The sequence below is a fragment of the Streptomyces sp. NPDC053513 genome (assembly GCF_044544765.1).
GTDB lineage: Bacteria > Actinomycetota > Actinomycetes > Streptomycetales > Streptomycetaceae > Streptomyces > Streptomyces litmocidini.
This window is the reverse complement of sequence record NZ_JBITXP010000003.1, coordinates 286,309-303,840: the sequence shown is the minus strand read 5'-3', so window position 1 is coordinate 303,840 and position 17,532 is coordinate 286,309. Positions and strand designations below refer to the sequence as shown.

Annotated in this window: 18 protein-coding genes; 9 read left to right on the top strand and 9 right to left on the bottom strand. The window is 74.6% G+C overall.

Annotated elements, in window-relative coordinates:
- The first annotated feature begins 16 nt into the window (after nucleotides 1-16).
- A complete protein-coding gene (locus tag ACIGW4_RS07075; RefSeq protein ID WP_399578905.1) occupies nucleotides 17-1,102 on the top strand; it encodes a cytochrome D1 domain-containing protein in 1,086 nt (361 codons plus the stop codon).
- 121 nt (nucleotides 1,103-1,223) lie between these two features.
- On the top strand, nucleotides 1,224-2,612 hold the full coding sequence (locus ACIGW4_RS07070) for a cytochrome P450 (protein ID WP_398710926.1): 1,389 nt from the start codon (nucleotides 1,224-1,226) through the stop codon (nucleotides 2,610-2,612).
- A 49-nt stretch (nucleotides 2,613-2,661) separates the two neighbouring features.
- On the opposite strand, the gene ACIGW4_RS07065 is transcribed toward ACIGW4_RS07070, so the two are convergent.
- A complete protein-coding gene (locus tag ACIGW4_RS07065) occupies nucleotides 2,662-3,975 on the bottom strand; it encodes a geranylgeranyl reductase family protein (RefSeq protein WP_398710927.1) in 1,314 nt (437 codons plus the stop codon).
- Between the two features lie 213 nt (nucleotides 3,976-4,188).
- Here ACIGW4_RS07065 and ACIGW4_RS07060 point away from each other — a divergent pair, with 213 nt between their 5' ends.
- The 3 genes from ACIGW4_RS07060 to ACIGW4_RS07050 all read left to right on the top strand — a co-directional run bounded on the left by ACIGW4_RS07060 (nucleotide 4,189) and on the right by ACIGW4_RS07050 (nucleotide 8,161).
- A complete protein-coding gene (locus ACIGW4_RS07060; RefSeq protein WP_399578903.1) occupies nucleotides 4,189-5,928 on the top strand; it encodes an aminotransferase class I/II-fold pyridoxal phosphate-dependent enzyme in 1,740 nt (579 codons plus the stop codon).
- On the top strand, nucleotides 5,925-6,728 hold the full coding sequence (locus tag ACIGW4_RS07055; protein WP_185094882.1) for a phosphatidate cytidylyltransferase: 804 nt from the start codon (nucleotides 5,925-5,927) through the stop codon (nucleotides 6,726-6,728). Before ACIGW4_RS07060 ends, ACIGW4_RS07055 begins: the two co-directional genes overlap by 4 nt.
- 341 nt (nucleotides 6,729-7,069) lie before the next feature.
- Nucleotides 7,070-8,161, top strand: a complete 1,092-nt coding sequence (locus tag ACIGW4_RS07050) for a PP2C family protein-serine/threonine phosphatase (RefSeq protein WP_123458584.1) — start codon at nucleotides 7,070-7,072, stop codon at nucleotides 8,159-8,161.
- Nucleotides 8,162-8,246: 85 nt separating this feature from the next.
- Here the strand turns inward: ACIGW4_RS07050 and ACIGW4_RS07045 are convergent, their stop codons facing one another.
- Nucleotides 8,247-10,643, bottom strand: coding sequence for a SpoIIE family protein phosphatase (locus ACIGW4_RS07045; protein WP_399578899.1), 2,397 nt, complete (start codon nucleotides 10,641-10,643; stop codon nucleotides 8,247-8,249).
- Between the two features lie 156 nt (nucleotides 10,644-10,799).
- Nucleotides 10,800-11,858, bottom strand: coding sequence for a hypothetical protein (locus tag ACIGW4_RS07040; RefSeq protein WP_399578897.1), 1,059 nt, complete (start codon nucleotides 11,856-11,858; stop codon nucleotides 10,800-10,802).
- A gap of 69 nt (nucleotides 11,859-11,927) precedes the next feature.
- Between ACIGW4_RS07040 and ACIGW4_RS07035 the strand changes: the two genes are divergently transcribed.
- From ACIGW4_RS07035 to ACIGW4_RS07020, 4 genes are all read left to right on the top strand, one after another.
- Nucleotides 11,928-12,233 carry a hypothetical protein gene (locus tag ACIGW4_RS07035; protein WP_398710931.1) on the top strand — a complete coding sequence of 102 codons (306 nt, stop codon included), beginning with the start codon at nucleotides 11,928-11,930 and terminating at the stop codon, nucleotides 12,231-12,233.
- Nucleotides 12,234-12,282: 49 nt separating this feature from the next.
- Complete coding sequence (locus ACIGW4_RS07030) at nucleotides 12,283-13,278, top strand: GlxA family transcriptional regulator (protein WP_398710932.1); 996 nt, start codon at nucleotides 12,283-12,285, stop codon at nucleotides 13,276-13,278.
- 44 nt (nucleotides 13,279-13,322) lie between these two features.
- Nucleotides 13,323-14,126: an MBL fold metallo-hydrolase gene (locus ACIGW4_RS07025; RefSeq protein ID WP_399578896.1), complete on the top strand. Its 804-nt coding sequence runs from the start codon at nucleotides 13,323-13,325 to the stop codon at nucleotides 14,124-14,126.
- Between the two features lie 294 nt (nucleotides 14,127-14,420).
- Nucleotides 14,421-14,564, top strand: a complete 144-nt coding sequence (locus ACIGW4_RS07020; RefSeq protein ID WP_185094885.1) for a hypothetical protein — start codon at nucleotides 14,421-14,423, stop codon at nucleotides 14,562-14,564.
- Nucleotides 14,565-14,687: 123 nt separating this feature from the next.
- Here ACIGW4_RS07020 and ACIGW4_RS07015 read toward each other — a convergent pair whose 3' ends face one another.
- The 6 genes from ACIGW4_RS07015 to ACIGW4_RS06990 all read right to left on the bottom strand — a co-directional run bounded on the left by ACIGW4_RS07015 (nucleotide 14,688) and on the right by ACIGW4_RS06990 (nucleotide 17,530).
- A complete protein-coding gene (locus tag ACIGW4_RS07015) occupies nucleotides 14,688-15,131 on the bottom strand; it encodes a hypothetical protein (protein WP_399578893.1) in 444 nt (147 codons plus the stop codon).
- Between the two features lie 50 nt (nucleotides 15,132-15,181).
- On the bottom strand, nucleotides 15,182-15,493 hold the full coding sequence (locus ACIGW4_RS07010) for a gas vesicle protein K (protein ID WP_123458589.1): 312 nt from the start codon (nucleotides 15,491-15,493) through the stop codon (nucleotides 15,182-15,184).
- Complete coding sequence (locus ACIGW4_RS07005) at nucleotides 15,487-15,702, bottom strand: gas vesicle protein (protein ID WP_399172770.1); 216 nt, start codon at nucleotides 15,700-15,702, stop codon at nucleotides 15,487-15,489. The genes ACIGW4_RS07010 and ACIGW4_RS07005 overlap by 7 nt, the downstream gene beginning before the upstream one ends.
- Entirely contained in the window at nucleotides 15,699-16,604 is a 906-nt protein-coding gene (locus ACIGW4_RS07000) for a GvpL/GvpF family gas vesicle protein (protein ID WP_399578892.1), read from the bottom strand. Before ACIGW4_RS07000 ends, ACIGW4_RS07005 begins: the two co-directional genes overlap by 4 nt.
- A 28-nt stretch (nucleotides 16,605-16,632) precedes the next feature.
- Complete coding sequence (locus tag ACIGW4_RS06995; RefSeq protein ID WP_123458590.1) at nucleotides 16,633-17,100, bottom strand: gas vesicle protein; 468 nt, start codon at nucleotides 17,098-17,100, stop codon at nucleotides 16,633-16,635.
- Nucleotides 17,101-17,284: 184 nt separating this feature from the next.
- Nucleotides 17,285-17,530 carry a gas vesicle protein GvpG gene (locus ACIGW4_RS06990; protein WP_123458591.1) on the bottom strand — a complete coding sequence of 82 codons (246 nt, stop codon included), beginning with the start codon at nucleotides 17,528-17,530 and terminating at the stop codon, nucleotides 17,285-17,287.
- Between the last annotated feature and the right edge of the window lie 2 nt (nucleotides 17,531-17,532).

Here is a 17,532-nt window from a genome sequence, read left to right as displayed (position 1 = left end):
CACTCGACGTCGGTCCGTGGGACGGCTCCGCGCGGCCCTGGCCGCCGTGGTCGTGGCCGCCTCGGCGGCCGCGCCCGTCGCGCCCGCCGCCGCGGCGACGCCGCACGACGGCACGCCGGCGGCCGACCGCGCCTACGTGGCCAACGCCACCGCCAGGACCGTGTCGTTCCTCGACCTCGACGACCGGGTCGTCACCCACACCGTGGCCGTGCCGTCGGGCGCGGTCGACGTGGCCGTCTCCCGGCAGCGGCACCGCGCCTTCGTGACCGGCGGCAGCGACTCGCACACCGTCACGGTCCTCGACACCGAGCGGGCCAGGGTGGTCCGCACCCTCCGGGTCGGTGCCCGGCCCGAGGGCGTCGCCGTCAGCCGTGACGGCCGCCGCGCGTACGTCACCAACGCCGACTCCGGCACCGTCTCGGTCATCGACGCCGTCCGCGGCCGGGTCGTGCGCACCGTCCGGGTCGGCTCGTTCCCCAAGGGCGTGGCGGTCTCCCCCGACGGGCGCCGCGTCTACGTCGCCAACCTGCTGTCCGGCAGCGTGTCGATCATCGACGCCCGCCGCGACCGGGTCGTGGCGACCGTGTCGCTGGGCACCCGTACCGCCGCCTACGACGTGGCCGTCAGCCCGGACGGCGCCCTGGCGTACGTGAGCACGGGCAACGGGGCCGACGCCGTGTCCGTCGTCGACACCCGCGCGGCCACCGTCCTCGACACGGTGCCGGTGGAGGCCGGCGCGGAGTCGCTGGCCGTGGCGCCCGACGGGGCGTCGGTGTACGTGTCCTCCGGCTTCGGCAACGAGGAGGTGTCGGTCATCGACACCGGGGTCGGCGTGGTGGCGCGCAGTTTCCGCGTTCCCGGCGGCGCGGAGGGCCTCGCGCTGGGCTACGGGGGGCGGCAGATGTACGTGGCCACCGGGCTCGGTTCGCGCTCCACGGTCTATGTCGACACGGAGACCGACCGGGTCATGGGCTCGACGACGGTCGGCACCGGACCGATGAGCGTGGCCGTCGAGTACGAGCCGGAGCCGGTGGCCTCCCGGGCCGGCACCAAGCGGCACGTCCACTGGAAGACGGGCCGGAAGGAGTCCGAGGCGCGCTGACGCCGGCCGCCGGGGCCGCGTCGGCCCGGCGAGCCGCACCCGTGCGCGTCGTGTCGATCACAGGTGACGCCCCGCACACCCCGACCGGTGCGCACCCGTTCGCGTGCTAGCGTCCGCCACCGTGACATCCGCCCCTGACGTGGCCGTATCCCCTGCCGGAACGGCCGACACCTGCCCCTACGGTCACGCGGCTCCGTCGCCGGTCCCGGGAGCGGGCCGGCAGGACCCGCCCGGGCCGCTCGACCCGTTCGACGAGGGTCCCGACCTGCTCGCCGGGGGTCTCGACCTGTTCGACGAGGGCTTCGTCCGCGACCCGTACCCCTGGCTGGACCGCCTGCGGTCCGAGGCGCCGGTCCACCGTGACCCCGCCACCGGGCTGTGGCTCGTCAGCCGGTACGAGGACATCCGCCGGGTCCTGCTCGACCCGGTCGCCTTCCGGCCGGACAACGCCCAGCAGGCGATCACGCCCCTGGGCGTTCCCGCGCTGCGGCTGCTGGCCCGGGCGGGCTTCCGGCTGGGCCCCGCGCTCGCCGACAACGCGACCGACAGCCATCCGGGGCTGCGCCGCGTCGTCACGCGGTTCTTCAACGCCCGGCGGGTGGCGGCCGCGGTCCCGGTGACCGGGCGGATCGCCGACGAGCTGCTCACGACGGTGCGGACGGAACTCGACACCACCGGGCACAGCGACCTCTTCCGCTCGTACGCGCACACCCTGCCCTGCCGGGTGATGATGGAACTCCTCGGCATCCAGGGGCTCGACGCCGCCACCCTGGCGCGCTGGAGCGACGCCTCGCTGGAACTCTTCTGGGGGCGCCCCTCCCCGGGCCGTCAGCTCGAACTGGCCGCGCTCGTGGCGGAGTTCCACGAGTGGCTCACGCGGCTCGTGGGCGATCGGACCGCGCCGGCGGACAGCTTCGTCGGGGCGCTGACCCGTCACCGCCTGCCCGACGGGAGGCCGACCGACCCGCGGACCGCGGTCAGCGCCTGCTTCTTCGTCTTCATCGCCGGACAGTCCACGACCGGCCAGCTCATCTCCACCGTCCTTCGCCGCGCCCTCGCCGAACCAGGGGTCTGGCGGCAGTCGGCCCACGAGGAGGGCGCGGCCGAGAAGTGGGTCGAGGAGGTACTGCGGCGGGAGCCGCCCGTCACCTCCTGGCGCCGGGTGACCGCTCACCCGCTGGAGCTGGGCGGTGTCGAACTCCCCGCCGGCGCGGAGCTGTTGCTGATGCTCATGGGCAGCGGCTCCGACCCCGGCGTCTTCGGCGACGCCGGGCGGATGCTTCCCGGCCGCGCGAACAGCCGCCACCACCTCGCCTTCGGCCTGGGCCGCCACCGCTGCCCGGGCGCGTCCCTGGCGCGCACGGAGGCGGCCGTGGCCCTCCGCACGGCCGCCCGCCGCCTGCCCGCCCTCCGGCTCTCCCCCGACGCGGCCCAGGCTCCCACCCTCGGACTGCTCTCCTTCCGCGCCCCGCTGCGGGTGCCGGTCGAAGAGCCGCCGCGGACCTCCTGAGGACCGTCATCACCTCGGTGCCCGGCCCGCTCCGCGGCGCGGGCGGGGTCTATCGCCGCGGTGCGGGAACGAGGCGCAGGAGTCCGTGGAGGACGGCGTCGATCGTGTCCTGGGCGGGTTCGTCGCTGACGTGGGTCAACAGGCGGGCCAGGACCCTCAGCAGCTGCGGCGAGGCCATCACGCGCGGGTGCAGGACCGGCCGGTAGCCGAACCGGGAGAAGAACAGGTCTCCCGCGACGTTGCCCAGCCGGTAGTAGCGGGCCCACCGGCGCCGGATCTCGACCGGGTAGTGGTGCAGCGCTTCCTCCCGGCGGGCCCCGGCCGGCCGGGCCAGCGCCAGGACGACGGTCTCCGCAGCCACTTCGGCGGCCTCCATCGCCTGGGCGATGCCCTCGCCGCTCCACGGGCTGACCATTCCGGCGCTGTCCCCCACGAGCAGCACGCCCCGACGGTACTGCGGCCGTCTGTTCAGTCCCATCGGCAACGGCGCGCTGCGCAGGGGCGAGTCCGCGTTCTCCTCGCGCACCCCCCATTCCTCGGGCAGGCGGGGCAGCCAGTGTTCCAGCGTCGCCCGCAGGTCCACGGGCCGGCGGCGCCGCTGCTGCGGCAGGGCTCCGAGGCCCACGTTGACGCGCCCGTCGCCCATGGGGAACACCCATCCGTAACCGGGCAGGTCCCGTCCGGTGCCGGGACAGCGCAGGTCGGCCCACAGCTCCAGGTAGGGGTCGTGGGTGCGGGCCTCGCTGCGGTAGTACCGGCGGGCGGCCGCCGCGACGGGCCTCCTCTCGTCCCGTACGAACCCCAGGCCGAGAGCCGTGCGCGCCGAGGCGCCGTCGGCCGCGATCACCAACGGGGCCCGGTAGCGGACCGGTTCCGCTCCCGGCCCGCGGGAGGCGGTCACGCCGGTGACGTGCCCCGCCCGGTCGGTCAGGGTGCCCGTCACCTTCACCCGGGTCCGCAGGCGCGCTCCGCTGGCGCTCGCGCGAGCGGCGAGGAGGTCGTCGAAGTCGTGCCGGCTGCGGGTGAGCCCGAAGTCGGGAAGGGCGCCCAGGCGCGGCCAGTCCAGCTCCACCCGGTGGTCGCCGCAGACCCAGCGCATCCCCTTGTTGCGCATCCAGCCCGGCGCGTCGATGTCGATCCCCATCCGCACCAACTGGTGCACGCTGCGCGGTGTCAGGCCGTCACCGCACACCTTCTCCCGGGGAAAGCCGCTCTTCTCCAGGAGCAGGACGTCCACCCCCGCTCGCGCCAGGTGCACCGCGGCGCTGGACCCCGCGGGCCCCGCCCCCACCACGATGACCTGGGCCTCCTCGTCACCGGCGCCTTCAGATCCCCCACGACCGTCGTTGCTTTTGGTGATCACTCCCCTACTATGCCCGCCGAACGGCGCCGGCAGACCCCGCGGCACAGCCGGAACGCCCTTCCCCGGGGATCCGCCCCGCACCCGGCCCCCGCCCGCGACCGGGGCCGCCTCCGGTTCCTCCGCCGTCCGGCTGAGTACGCGTACTCAGGTGCCGTCCGCCGGACTGCTCCATGCTGGGGCGCGAACGCCGAACCGTCCCAGGGAGACCCGCACATGGACCACGCTCTGCAGCTGCGCACCGCCACGCCTCGGGACCGCGACTGGATCCACGAGTTGCGGCACCGGGTGTACGCGGAGGAGCTCGGCCAGCATCCGGTGGACCCGTCGGGGAGGCTGAGCGACGGACTCGACGGCGACAACGTCTACCTCGTGGCCGCGCGCGGCGAGACGCGGATCGGCTTCGTCAGCCTCACCCCGCCGTGGGTCGGCCGCTACTCCCTCGACAAGTACCTGACGCGCGAGGAGCTGCCGGTGCTGACCGAGGAGGCGCCGTTCGAGATCCGCGTCCTGACCGTCGAGGAGCGCTGGCGGTCCACCGCGGCGGCGCCGCTCCTCATGTACGCGGCGCTGCGCTGGGCCGCGGCGCGGGGCGGCCGCCGGGTGGTGGCGATGGGACGCACGGAGCTGCTCGACATGTACCTCGCCGCCGGGCTGCGGCCGACGGGGCACACGATCCGTTCGGGCGCGGTCTCGTTCGAGGTCCTCGGCGGTTCCGTGGCCGAGCTGACGAGGACGGTCGCGGAGCGCCACGGCCGGACCCTGGAGCGGTTGCGGGCGGGCCTCGACTGGCGGCTCGACGTGCCCTTCGCGCCGCGTGCGGACGGCTGTGAGCACGGCGGGGCGTTCTTCTCGGCGATCGGCACCGACTTCCGGACGCTGACCCGCCGTCACGAGGTGGTCGCGGCGGACGTGCTGGACGCCTGGTTCCCGCCGTCCCCGGCGGTCCGCGCGGTCCTTTCGGAGGATCCGGGGTGGGCGGCCCGGACCTCGCCGCCGACGGGCGCGGAGGGACTGCTCGCGGAGATCGCCGGGGTCCGCGGGCTGCCGGTGGAGTCGCTGGTCGTCGGGGCGGGCTCGTCCGACCTGATCTTCCGGGCGTTCGGCCGGTGGCTGACGCCGGAGAGCCGGGTGCTCCTGCTGGATCCGGGCTACGGGGAGTACGCCCACGTCACCGAGCGGGTGATCGGCTGCCGGGTCGACCGGCTCCAGCTGCGCCGGGAGGACGGCTGGCTGCTCGATCCGGCCCGGCTCGCCGCCGCGACCGGTGACGGGTGGTACGACCTCGTGGTGGTGGTCAACCCGAACAACCCGACCGGCCGCCACGCCCCGGCCGACGCGCTGCGCGCGGTGATCGAGGCCTCGCCCGCGCGGACCCGGTGGTGGATCGACGAGGCGTACCTGGGCTATGTCGATCCGGCGGACTCGCTCGCCGGGACGGCCTCGGCCGACCCCCGGGTCGTGGTCTGCACCTCGCTGTCGAAGATGTACGCGCTGTCGGGGATGCGGGCCGCGTACCTGGTGGCCTGCCCGGAGACGGCCGGGGAGCTGCGCCGCTGGACGCCGCCGTGGCCCGTGAGCCTGCCGGCCCAGCTGGCCGCCGTGACGGCGCTGCGCGACCCCGCGTACTACGCGGAGCGCTGGTCCCGCACCCATGCGCTGCGCCGGGAACTGGCCGACGACCTGCGGAAGCTGGACGGGTTCGACTCGGTCGACGAGGGGGTGGCGAACTTCCTCACGGTGACCCTGCCGCCGGACGGACCGAGCGCGGCCCGGCTGGTGCGCGAGTGCCGGAACCACGACGTCTACCTGCGGGACCTGTCGCCGATGTCCCCGGTGTACGAGGGAAGGACCGTCCGCGTCGCCGTCCGCGACACCGCGGAGAACGCGCGGATCGTGGCGGCCTGCCGGAGCGCCCTGGACGCGCTGCGCGCGCCGGGACGGGTCTCCCTGTGACGACGGTCGCCGGCCTCGTTCCGTACCTGGGCGGGGCGCTGGCGGTCGGGGGCGTCGCGGTGGCGGCGACCCGGCGCCGCGAGCTGATGGTCCGCTGGTGCGTGTGGGCGCTCGGAGTGCCCCTGGTGACCGCCGCGTTCTGGCTCGGCCCGCCGGGGATCGCGGTGCTCGCGGCCGTGGTCGGTGCGGTCGCGGTGGCGGAGTTCGGCGGGCTGCTCCGGCTGGGACCGGTGGACCGGGCGGTGCTGGGCGCGGCGGTCGTCGGACTCGTCCTGACCGCCTGGCTGGCCCCCGGGGAGGTGCTCCGGGTGGCGGCGGCCGGGGCGCTCGCGATCGCCGGGGTGCCGCTGTTCTCGGGCGACGCGGAGCACGGGCTCCGCCGCCTGGGGGCGGGTCTGCTGGGGCTCGTGTGGCTGGGTGTCCTGGCCGGCCTCGTACCGTCCGGCGCCCTCGGCCTCGTCCTGTTCGTGGCCGTGTCGATCGCCGACATCGTCGCGTACGCGGCGGGTCGCCGTCTCGGCGGCCCCCGGCTCTCCCCGCTCTCGCCCGCCAAGCGGTGGAGCGGCACGCTGGCGGGGGCCGCGGCCGGTCTCCTCACGCTGGCCGTGCTGTCCTCCCTGACGTGGCAGACGGCGGTGGCCGTGGCGGTCGGCGGTCCGCTCGGGGACCTGCTGGAGTCGATGGTCAAGCGGGGCGCCCGCGCCAAGGACGCCGGCCGCTGGCTGCCCGGCTCCGGCGGCCTCCTCGACCGGATCGACTCCCTCCTCGTCGCCCTGGCGGTGCTGCTGGTGCTGGGGTGAGTGGCGGGCCGGAAGGCCTCTGCGTCGCCTCCAGCGGATCGCGGGCGCCGTGGCCGGTTCCGCTGGCCGGCGGGCGGCCGGGTGGCCCGTCGTGGCCCTCCGGTCCGCTTCCGGGGCGATCCGTGCCGCGTCTCCTGCCGGTGCGGCCGTGCCGGGCGGATGTCGGTGTCCGCCGGGATGCCCTGTGTGTTCGGTTTTCACCATCCGTGACGTCCCCCGGACCCCGCGCGTCACCGGCGAATCACGCGGTCGCGCCTTCGCGAGTCGGCGGGCGTGCCCCCGTCCCGCGGGGGCCGCTCGTCACGTCGCTGAGCGGGCCCCTCGCGGATACTCTGGGATTCATGATCGAGTCCGGACGGCCGCGGCTCCGTCGGAACTCCGGCTACGGCAGGCTGGTGCGGCTGTCGCCGGTGGTTCTGACCGTCGTGATCGCCGGCCTGGCCTATGCCACCCCGCCGGAGATGGCCTTCAGCCGCCTCCTGCCCGCGGCACCGGCCCTGGCCGCCGCCATGTGGCCGGTCCTCCCGACCGTCCTGCTCGGGACCGTCTGCCTCCTCCTGATGATCGGCCTCAGCCTCGTCTTCCCCGATCTGGGGACGTGGTGGACGTGCGGGGGAATCGTCGCGGTCACCGTGGCCGCCGCGTACGGAAGCCACGTCCGGCTTCAGCGGGAACGCACCCTCTTCCAGGTACGGCTCGTCGCCGACGCGGCGCAACAGGTGGTGCTTCGGCCCCTGCCGCACCGTTTCCGGAACGTCGAGATCGAATCGCTGTACCTCGCGGCCGCCGCGGAAGCCCGCATCGGCGGGGACTTCTACGAGGTGGTCGACACGCCGTACGGGGTACGACTGCTCATCGGCGACGTACGGGGCAAAGGGCTGCCGGCGGTGGGGGCGGCCGCGGCGATCGTCAACTCCTTCCGGGAAGCGGTACACGGCGAGGCCTCCATGGCCGGCATCGCCCGCAGGCTCGACGCCAGCTGCGCCCGGCACAACGCCGCCCATCCGCCCGAGGCGCCGATGGAACGCTTCGCCACCGCCCTGCTCGTCGAGATCCCGCATCGGGGCGGCCGCATCACCGTCGTCAACTGCGGACACCCCCCACCGTTGGTCCACGGTCCGGAGGACGTGCGCGTCCTCGAACCGTCCGCCCCGTCGCCCCTGCTCAGCCTCGCGGAGTTGATCGGCGACCAGTACCGTACGGACGCCTTCGACTTCGCTCCCGGCGAGCTCCTCCTCCTCTATACGGACGGGATCGCCGAAACCCGCGCCCGGGACGGCGAGTTCTTCCCGTTGACGGAGTGGATGCGCCGACAGCTCCCCACACCGCCCCGCGATCTGCTCACGGCCCTGCACCGCGACCTCCTCCGGCACAGCCGGGGCAACCTCGACGACGACATCGCCGCCTTGGCCGTACGCCTGCGCACGCCATGAGCCGCGCGTACGGAGGGGCCGTGAGCTCCCGCGCCGACCGCCCCCGCGCGGCACGGGCCCGCACGCGGGGGACGGGGCGGGACCGTCACGGCACGGGCAAGGCCTGTTCCGCCCAGATCGTCTTCCCCGCCGGCATGTAGCGCGTACCCCAGTGGTCGGTGAGCTGGGCGACCATGAACAGTCCGCGTCCGCCCTCCTCGTCGCTGCCCGCGTAACGGGCGTGCGGTGAGGTGTGCTGCGAGTCGGAGACCTCACAGATGAGAGACCGGTCCCGGATCAAGCGCAGGCCGATCGGGCCGGAGGCGTGCCGGATCGCGTTGGTGACCAGTTCGCTGACCACCAGTTCCGTGGTGAAGGCCAGGTCGTCCAGTCCCCACCGCCCCAGTTGTTCCGCGGCCATAGATCGTGCGCGTGCGACGAGCGCCGGGTCCGAGGGCAGCTCCCAGGTCGCCACCTGGCGCGCCCCCAGCGCACGGGTGCGCACGACGAGGAGCGTCGCGTCGTCCTGCACCTGGTCCGACGCCAGCTCCGCGACGATCTGGGCGCACAGTCGGTCGGGCGACGATCCCCGCTGCTCGCCGAGTACGGCCGCCAGCCGGTCCAGCCCCACGTCGACGCCCTTCCCCCGGGCCTCCACGAGGCCGTCGGTGAACAGGACGACCAGGCTTCCCTCGGCGAGCTCCACCTCCACGCCCTCGTACGGAAGCCGTCCCACACCCAGCGGAGACCCCGGCGGCAGGCGGAGGAAGCTCACGGGGCCGTGCGGCTGCACCACGGCCGGCGGCAGGTGTCCCGCCGCCGCCCAGGTGCTCGTCCTGGAAGCCGGATCGTAGATCCCGTAGACGCACGTCGCTCCGGCGGCGCCGCTGCCCTCCGCGTCCTTCCCGTTCTGGTCCGACGCGTCCTTGCCGACCTGATCGTTCAGCCGGGCCAGGAGTTCGTCGGGCGCGAGGTCCAGCTCGGCCAGGGTGCGCACCATCGCGCGCAGGCGCCCCATGGTGGCGGCCGCCCCGAGGCCGTGGCCGACGACGTCCCCCACGACGAGTCCGACACGTGCTCCTGACAGCGGAATGACGTCGAACCAGTCGCCGCCGGCGCCGAGGTGGCTGTCGGCCGGCAGGTAGCGGCTCGCCGCCTCGACCGCGCTCAGCTCGGGCAGTGACCGTGGCAGCAGGCTGCGCTGGAGCGTGAACGCGGCGGTGTGCTCCCGGCGGTACCGCCGGGCGTTGTCGATGCACACGGCGGTCCGCGACGCCAGTTCCTCGGCCACCGCCCGATCGCCGTCGTCGAAGGGCTCCGAGTCCTCGCCCCGTACGAAGGTGACGAGGCCCAGCGGCGTCCCCCGCACGATCAGCGGGACGTACAGCCGTGCCGGCGCGGCCACGGCGTCCGTGGTCGACCGGCTCCCGGCCAGGCTCTCGGCCTGCGGCGATCCCGCGGCGTACGCGACCCGCTCGCCCACCCGGGAGGGTTTCCCGTCGGAATCCGCCACGCGTACGAGGTCCCACGCCGTGACGGGCTTCGGTTCCTCTCCCTCGAGCACTTCCGCCGCCACGTCGACGAGCAGGGCGTCGGCGTACTGCGGTACGGCGATCTGCGCGAGCTCCGCCGCCGTTCCGGAGGGGTCGAGCGTCGATCCGATCCGCGCGCCGGCCTCCGCGAGGAGCGCGAGGCGCTGCTGCGCACGGTAGTGGTCGGTGACGTCGATGGACTGTTCGCACACGCCCACCGGCTCCCCCCGGCCGTCCAGCAGGCGGAAGTAGGACGAGGACCAGACGTGCTCCCGTTGCGGGTCGGTCGGGGAGCGCCCCCGGAAATGCACGTCGATGACCGGCTCGCCGGTCTCGAGGATCTGTCGGACGAGGTCCTCCGGCGGCGCCAGGTGCTGGGTGGTGAGGACGTCACCGGGAAAGAGTTCGCTCATGGAGCGGCCGAGCAGTGCCGTGAGGTCGCCGCCGAGCTCCCGGACGCTGGACGCGTTGGCCCACAGGAGGCGCGTGTCGGGGCCGTAGATGGTCAGTGTCACCGGCGACTGGGTCACGAGCCCCTGCAGCATCGCCTGCCGGGTCTCCCACCAGCGGAGCGCCTCCAGCTCGGCCGCCATGAGGACGGCGGAGGGGGCCCGGCCCGAGGAGGCCCCGTCGGAGGCGGGGGTCAGGGGATGCAGGGTCACCGCCACGCGTACGGTGTCTCCGCTGCGGTGGCGCACGTCCACGACGGCGCTGCGTGTCCCACCGAGCCGCAGCCGCTGCTCCGACCGCGGCTCTTCCGGTCCGTCGCGCTCGGCGTGCGAGGTCGCGATCAGGTCCGCCGCCCGGCGTCCCAGTACCTGCGAAGCCGAATACCCCAGTAGGGCTTCGGCCTCGGGGCTCCACCCGACGAGCACCCCGTCCGCGGCGAGCAGGGCGATGGCGGCCGGGGGCGGGCGGAGGTGCCCGCCTTCGTCCGCCCCGGCGGGAGGAGTGAACAGCAGCCCTTCCATGCTCCCATCATCCTTCCGAGCGGTCGCGACCGCAGTGCGCCCGATCCGGTCCAGGCGGCCACCGCGCCGCGCGGGGCAGGGCGCCCGCCCCGGGCTCGCGCCCGGCAGGCGCCCTGGGACCGTGCCGCTCCACGGGGGGCGTCATCGGGGAGGCGGTCAGCCGGTCGGCAGGCCCAGCCCGTAGTAGGTGACGTGGTAGCCGTCCACGTACCCCGCCTCGCCACCGACGACCAGGTCGGCGGGATCGCTCGCGCCCGCCGCCCTGGCCGTGGCCACGAGCATCTCGGCGAGTGCGCGGCCCTTCGGCTCGCCGGGGCCGCCCGCGTCCACGCGCCACACCGGGTCGTCGTCGCCGAAGACCGACGCCGTGTGCGGGAATTCGGCGACCGTGCCCCAGCCGAGCGCGGCCGGATCGACGTCGTCCGGGGCGAAGCAGGCGATCGAGAGCCGGTCGCCGCACACCACGTCGAAAAGAAGGGGCGCGCTTCGGCCGTTGCGCCCGTAGAGCGGCATCCCGATCCGGATCCCCAGGGCGGTGGTCTCGGCGGGCAGAGCTCCCAGGAAGTCCCCCAGCGAGCGGGTGACGGTCTCCCAGCTGCGGGCGGTCCAGCCGCCCGGGAAGCCGAGGCCGACATTGGCCTGGTCACGGTTGCTCCCGAAGAAGCCGCTGATCGCGTGCTCCTCGCCGCTGCCCTGACGCCAGAACCAGTTCTCCGCGGGGTCGGTGGGCTGCAGGACCAGCTCCGGCCCCGACTTCCCGGCACGCAGTTCGAGCGTGTCCGGCCTGCCGCGCCAGCGCAGGAAGGGAGCGCCCCAGAGCGGCTCGCTGTCGTAGAAGGGGCCCATGTCACCGTGCGAGCCCATGATGGACGGCTTGCCCAGTGCGGCGGTCACCTCCTCCTTCGCGGCGCGGAAGGCCGCGGCCTGCGCTGCGGCGTCCGGCGCGGGGGCCGCCAGGGGGACCGCGAGCTCCACGTACGACTCGCCGTCGACGTAACGCTTCTCGTAATCGCCGACCGGGCGCAGCCGGGCGTCGCCCGAGAACCGGCCGGTGACCAGCACAGGGGCGTCCGACGTGCCGCCCCAGGCCCACCCGAGTCCGGCCGCCACCGCCCTCATGCCCTCCGGCGTCCAGCCGTCGGTGTCTGCCGCGAGGAGTCGCCGGGCGAGCTCTCCGACGGACTCCTCTGTCGTGCTTCCCTGTTGTACGTTCATCGGGCCATCGTGCCGCAAGGACGACCGCCCGGGAGACGGACCTGGTGCGCCGGCCGCTGCCTGATCGGCATGATCATGCCGACCTTCGCGCAGGGCGTGATCACGCCCGAGGCCTTCTCCATGCTCGTCCTGGTCGCCGTCCTGACGGCTGCCGCCGCCGTCCCGCTCCACCGCCGGGCGATACCCGACAGCGTGGAGAAGGAGATGCCCGTGGTTCCGCCCGCGCCGCACCGGCCGACATCCTGGCCTCGCTCGACGCCCTCGGCCGAGCCGGCCACCGCAGCGGCTCGAGCCGTGAGCCGGTCGCACCGGATGCCGACGCCCGGGTACGCCGACCAGTCGACGTTCGTGGGCGCGGCCGATGGCCGGATCTGACAGAACCCGGTCATTGCAGCCACGACCCGGCTGACGGAAGGATCGCGGTATGCCCACACCGCGCACCGTCGTCATCGCTGCCTTCCCGGGGGTCGAGTTGCTGGAGGTGACCGGCCCCGCGGAGGTCTTCTCCGTCGCCTCCCGCCTGGTGGGAGGCGACGCGCCCGCCTACCGGGTCGAGATCGCCGCCGCGCGGACCGGTCCGCTGCCCACCGCCGCCGGGATCAGCCTGGTCGCCGAGCGGTCGCTGGCCGGGACGGGCCCCGGCGTCGACACCCTTCTCGTGGCCGGGGCCATGGACAACGCCGACGGCCGCTACCGGGCCGTCATCGACCCCGACGTCGTCGCGTGGCTGACCGCTGCGGCCCCGGCGGCACGACGCGTCGGCGGCGTGTGCGCCGGCGTCCACCTGCTCGCCGAGGCCGGTCTTCTGGCCGGCCTGCCCGCCACCACCCACTGGCTCACCGCCGGCCAGCTGGCCGAACACCACCCGGACGTCGAGGTCGACCCGGAGCCGATCTTCATCCGCGCGGGGCGGATCTGGACCTGCGCGGGCGTGACCGCCGCCCTGGACCTCGCCCTCGCCATGGTGGCCGAGGACCACGGACCGGCGATCGCCCTCGACGCCGCCCGCGCCATGGTGATGTACGTCAAACGCCCGGGCGGACAGACCCAGTTCAGCGTGCCGCTCTCCCTCCAGTCGAGCACCGACGACCGCGTCGACGAACTCCGCCGCTGGATCGACGACCACCTCGCCGAGCGGATCCCGGTCGAGGCCATGGCCGCCCGCCTGAACCTGAGCGTGCGTCACTTCGCCCGGGTCTTCCGCGACTGCACCGGCCGCACCCCGGCCGACTACCTGGAGGCGGTCCGGGTGGAGGCGGCCCGCCGTCTCCTCGAGGAGTCCGCACGCAGCCTGCCCGACATCGCGGCCGCCAGTGGACTCGGTTCGGTGGAGACCCTGCACCGGGCTTTCCGCCGCCGCCTGGGCGCCACCCCGGCCGAGTACCGCCGCCGCTTCCGGCCGCACGCCACCGCCCGCTGAACCGCGCCCACCATCCGCACTCCCTTCCCCTGAGGAGCACCCCGTTGTCCCCCACCAAGGTCATCCCCCTACCGGTCCTGGGCCGGCACGCCGTCAACGCCTACCTCCTGCTCGGCCGCCACCCGGTCATCGTCGACGCCGGAACGCCCGGCAGCGCCCGGCGCATCACCGAACAGGTCGCCGCCCACGGCGTCGACCCCCAGGACGTCCGGCTTATCGTCGTCACCCACGGCCACATCGACCACTTCGGCTCCGCCGCCGAACTCCGCCGCCTCACCGGCGCGCCGATCGCCGCGCACGCCGCGGACCTGGGCCCCTACCGCACCGGCCGGGTCCGCGAACCGTACCTGCCCACCGGACCGATGGGACGGCTCATGGCCCGCAACCCGAAACTCCACGAACAGGCCGACCCCTTCGAACCCGACCTCGTCGTCCGGGGCACGACCGGCCTGGCGGACTTCGGCGTCGAGGGCCGGATCATCCCCACTCCCGGCCACACCGCCGGCTCCGTCTCCGTCCTCACCGACGACGGCGACCTGGTGGCCGGCGACCTCATCGCCAACTCCTTCATGGGCCTGCTCAAGGGACGTCCCGCCAATCCGCCCTTCCACGACGACCCGCTCGCCAACCTCGCCAGCCTCCGCGCCATGCTCGACCTCGGGCCCGTCCGGCTCCACGTCGGCCACGGCACCCCCCTCGACCCGGCCCGCGCCGACCGCTGGGCGACAGCGGAACAGCGCAGGCTCGAACGTCGAGCGGCCCGGGGCCGCCTGCGAACCAGACCACAGGATCCGGACGAGGAGTCGTCCCGAGCCACCGAGCGGGCCCAGGGCGCGTCTGACGGCTGATCACCGGGTGTGCGCGTGCTCGGTCCCCTTGCCGTGGCGATCACCAGGCTGTCGAGGCACGGGCGCGAGGCTCCCGGTGTGCGGCTCCTCGCCGGTACGGCCGTCGCGTTGCCGCCGCCCGGGGGTGGCGGCGCGCCGCCACTCCCCGCGCTGCACGGTCGGGGCACCCGGCATCTCGTCGGTGAAGTCGGCAGGAGGTCGGCACTCGGCTGACCAGAACCGCTCGCACACGAAGCTCCATCACCACACGGAGACCGACCGGGTCACGGGCTCGACGACGGTCGGTACCGGGCGATGGGCGTGGCCGTCGCGTACGGGCCGGAGCCGGTGGCCCGCCGGGCCGGCACGGTCCCGGTGCCGGGGACGCGGGCGACGCTGCTGGTCCCGGTGCTCCTTGCGGCGGGTGCCCGGCGGGGCGCCGAGGAGGCGGCTCCGTGAAGCGATCGGCGGGGGGGGGGGGGGGGGGGCGGCGCGGGCCGCCCCCCCCCCCCCCCCCCCCCCCCCCCCCCCCCCCCCCCCCCCGGGCCGCGTGGGCGGGCGCTGCCGCCCGCGCCCGCCGGCTCAGATCCGGCCGCGTGCGAGGCGGGTCAGGGGGCCCGTCAGCGGACCGGTCAGCGGCTTGGCCGTGGAGCGGCCGATGGCGAACGCGGCGCCGGCGACACCGGCGACACCGGCCGCAGCACCGGCGGCCACGGCCTTGCGGTGCTTGACGGCCGTCCAGGCCGTGGCGGCCGCGGTGGCCGCCTTGCCGGCGTTGGCCGTCACCAGCTCGCGGCCGCTCCGGAGACCGCCGGTCAGCGCCCCGCCGGCGCGCTCGGTGGCCTCGCCGGCCGACTTCCCGGCACCCCGCGCCCCTGCCGATCCGCTCGTCTTCTTCGCGGCGGAGGCGCGCTTCGTGGTCCGTCGGGCCGCGGTGGCGGTCTTGCCGCCCGTGCTCTTCGCGGTGTTCTCGGTATCGGAGTTCTCGGTATCGGAGTTCTTGGTGTTGTCGCTCTCTGCAGTCATGGCATTCCTCCTTGCCGTTCCCTGTGAAATGACACGTGCCCCCGGCCGTCTCAGCCGCCGTTCCGGGGAAGCAGGGATCCCAGGGGCCCCAGATCCAGATTGAGGTCGTCCATCGACAGGCCGTACCGGTCGCAGAGTTCCTCCATGCGTTCCTGCAGGACCATCAAGGTCAGCCCGATGCGCTCCTCCTGCTCCTCCGTCAGGTCTCCCCGGTCGACCCGGTGCACGGCGGTGCGTTCCATCAGCTGCCGGAGCAGCTCGACGACGGTCAGGACGAGTTTGACGAGGTCCCGTTCCACCGTGTCCGCGTCCGTCCCCAGGCGCCGGGCCGCCGCGGAGATCTCGCCGTCCCGGTTCACCACGGCGCCGGCTCCTCCCCCGTGACGGACCGGATCACCGCGCGCAGGTCGATGTGGACCAGGTCGACGTCCGCGACGGACAGGACGAGGTCGCCGGTGAGCACCGCTCCCCCGGTCAGGAGCCGGTCCAGGAGATCGATCAGGGCGACGGGCGGTCCGGTGACGGAGTCGGGGGCGGTGATGCCGCCGCCCGCGGTCGGCATGTCGTTCATCGCACCGCACCTTCCTCCGTCCCGTACCGGTCCTCCTCGTACCGGTGGTCCTCGTACCGGTGGTCCTCCCCGTACCGGTCCTCCTCGGTCACCGTGGCGAACGAGTACGGGGCCCACGGGCCGGTCACCTCGACGCGCACGCCCGGGGCCGCGCGGGCCGTCGCGTCGAGCGCGGTCGTGAACCGGCCGACGTCGCCCGTGGGCACGAGATACGCCTCGTTCGCGAGGTTCTCCCCCCGTGCGGGAGCCAGTCCGCCCTGCTGCGACCGGTGGACGACCCGCGCGCGGGAGAGGCCCTCCGCCACCCGGACCGCCTCCTCGGCGACGCCCGCGGCCGCGCGGTAGAGGTCCCGGGTGCCGCGACGCTGGGCCCGGCGTCGTTGGAGGTAGGCGCGCCCGGGGCTCTCCGCGACCGCGACCGCCTCCGTCTTCGGCGGCGTCACCGCGCCCACGTCCGCGTAGACCTTCACGCCGAGTTCCACGTGCCCGTCCAGGCGGGCCAGCAGCTCCAGGAAGCGGTCGCGCCGAGCGGTGAGCATCCCCGCCACCCGGGCGTCGTCCAGGTACACGGTCGCCAGCCGCATGGGCAGGACGGTCGTCCCCGTGAACGCGGCGTCGACCACCGCGTGATGGGCCCGGGCGATCGCCTCCAGCCGGGTCATGTCCTCCAGCTGCGCGCGGAGCCCCTGTTCCCCGAACGCGACGGACGGAACGGAGGACACCACCGCCGCGAGGCCGGCGGACTCGACCAGCCGCAGGGCCCTTCCGTCGACGCCGGCCAGGCGGGCGACGGCGTCCCGGAGGGCGGGCTCGTCGCCACGGCCGAGGGCGTAGACGTACGACATCTCCTCACCGGCGTCGAGGGGCTCTTCCGCCCGCCGGGACTGCGATTCGGTGCTCACCGCGTCTCCTCCTCTCCCTGCTCGGTGCTCACCGCGTCTCGTCCTCTCCCTGTCCGGTGTCCACCGCGTCTCCTCCCCTTCCTGCCGGGGAGGCCGGTACCGCGCCGGGCGAGGGGTCGGAGAGCCCGGCCGCCGCCCTCAGCCTGGCCAGTTCGGCCCGCAGCCGCTCGTTCTCCTCGGCCGGCGACTCGCCCTCGGCGCCCGGAGCGGTCGCCACGGACCGGGCGGGCCTGGCCCGGGAGGAGAGCGAGGGGTCGTGCTCCCACCAGTCGATGCCCATCTCCTTCGCCTTGTCGACGGACGCGACGAGCAGGCGGAGCTTGATCGTCAGCAGTTCGATGTCGAGCAGGTTGATCTGGATGTCGCCCGCGATGACGACGCCCTTGTCGAGCACCCGCTCGAGGATGTCTGCGAGGTTCGCGGACGAGCCCTGCGCCCCGTATGCCGGTGCGGCTCGCGGAGAACCCGGTGTGCGGACGGCCGGTGAATCGGACACGATGTCTCCCCTGTCCTGTGCTGCGGTGTCGGTCAGCGGGCGGAGGCGGCGGTGCGACGCCGGGAGCGACGGACGGGCCCGGCCTCGTCGTGGGGCCCGTCGGGCTCGCCCTCGTCCCCTCGACCTGACCCGCCGAGCGCCCCTGTGCGCCGGTTCAGGAAGTCGGCGGGGCCCGTCGCCCGCTTCATGAGCCCTGCCAGTACTCCTCGGCCTCTTCGAGCCGGTCGAGGAGCTCGTCCTCGCGGCGGTCGAACTCGTCGGCGTCGATGCGGCCGCTCGTCAGTTCCCTTTCGAGCGCGGCCAGTTCCCCGCGCACCCGCTCGGGGTCGTAGTACTCCCGCTCCGCGGCGAGGATCACCTGGTCGAGGACCCAGGCGGTGCCGCGGACCGGGGCCAGGGGAAGGGTCAGCACGCCGGTGACGAGGCCCATGT

What these genes read in the sequence shown, in the direction of transcription:
- ACIGW4_RS07020 (WP_185094885.1), top strand. Translation starts at nt 14,421, where the DNA reads ATGGGCGTGGCCGTCGCGTACGGGCCGGAGCCGGTGGCCCGCCGGGCC.
- ACIGW4_RS07050 (WP_123458584.1), top strand. Translation starts at nt 7,070, where the DNA reads ATGATCGAGTCCGGACGGCCGCGGCTCCGTCGGAACTCCGGCTACGGC.
- ACIGW4_RS07015 (WP_399578893.1), bottom strand. Translation starts at nt 15,131, where the DNA reads ATGACTGCAGAGAGCGACAACACCAAGAACTCCGATACCGAGAACTCC.
- ACIGW4_RS06990 (WP_123458591.1), bottom strand. Translation starts at nt 17,530, where the DNA reads ATGGGCCTCGTCACCGGCGTGCTGACCCTTCCCCTGGCCCCGGTCCGC.
- ACIGW4_RS07005 (WP_399172770.1), bottom strand. Translation starts at nt 15,702, where the DNA reads ATGAACGACATGCCGACCGCGGGCGGCGGCATCACCGCCCCCGACTCC.
- ACIGW4_RS07030 (WP_398710932.1), top strand. Translation starts at nt 12,283, where the DNA reads ATGCCCACACCGCGCACCGTCGTCATCGCTGCCTTCCCGGGGGTCGAG.
- ACIGW4_RS07045 (WP_399578899.1), bottom strand. Translation starts at nt 10,643, where the DNA reads ATGGAAGGGCTGCTGTTCACTCCTCCCGCCGGGGCGGACGAAGGCGGG.
- ACIGW4_RS07035 (WP_398710931.1), top strand. Translation starts at nt 11,928, where the DNA reads ATGATCATGCCGACCTTCGCGCAGGGCGTGATCACGCCCGAGGCCTTC.
- ACIGW4_RS07060 (WP_399578903.1), top strand. Translation starts at nt 4,189, where the DNA reads ATGGACCACGCTCTGCAGCTGCGCACCGCCACGCCTCGGGACCGCGAC.
- ACIGW4_RS07040 (WP_399578897.1), bottom strand. Translation starts at nt 11,858, where the DNA reads ATGAACGTACAACAGGGAAGCACGACAGAGGAGTCCGTCGGAGAGCTC.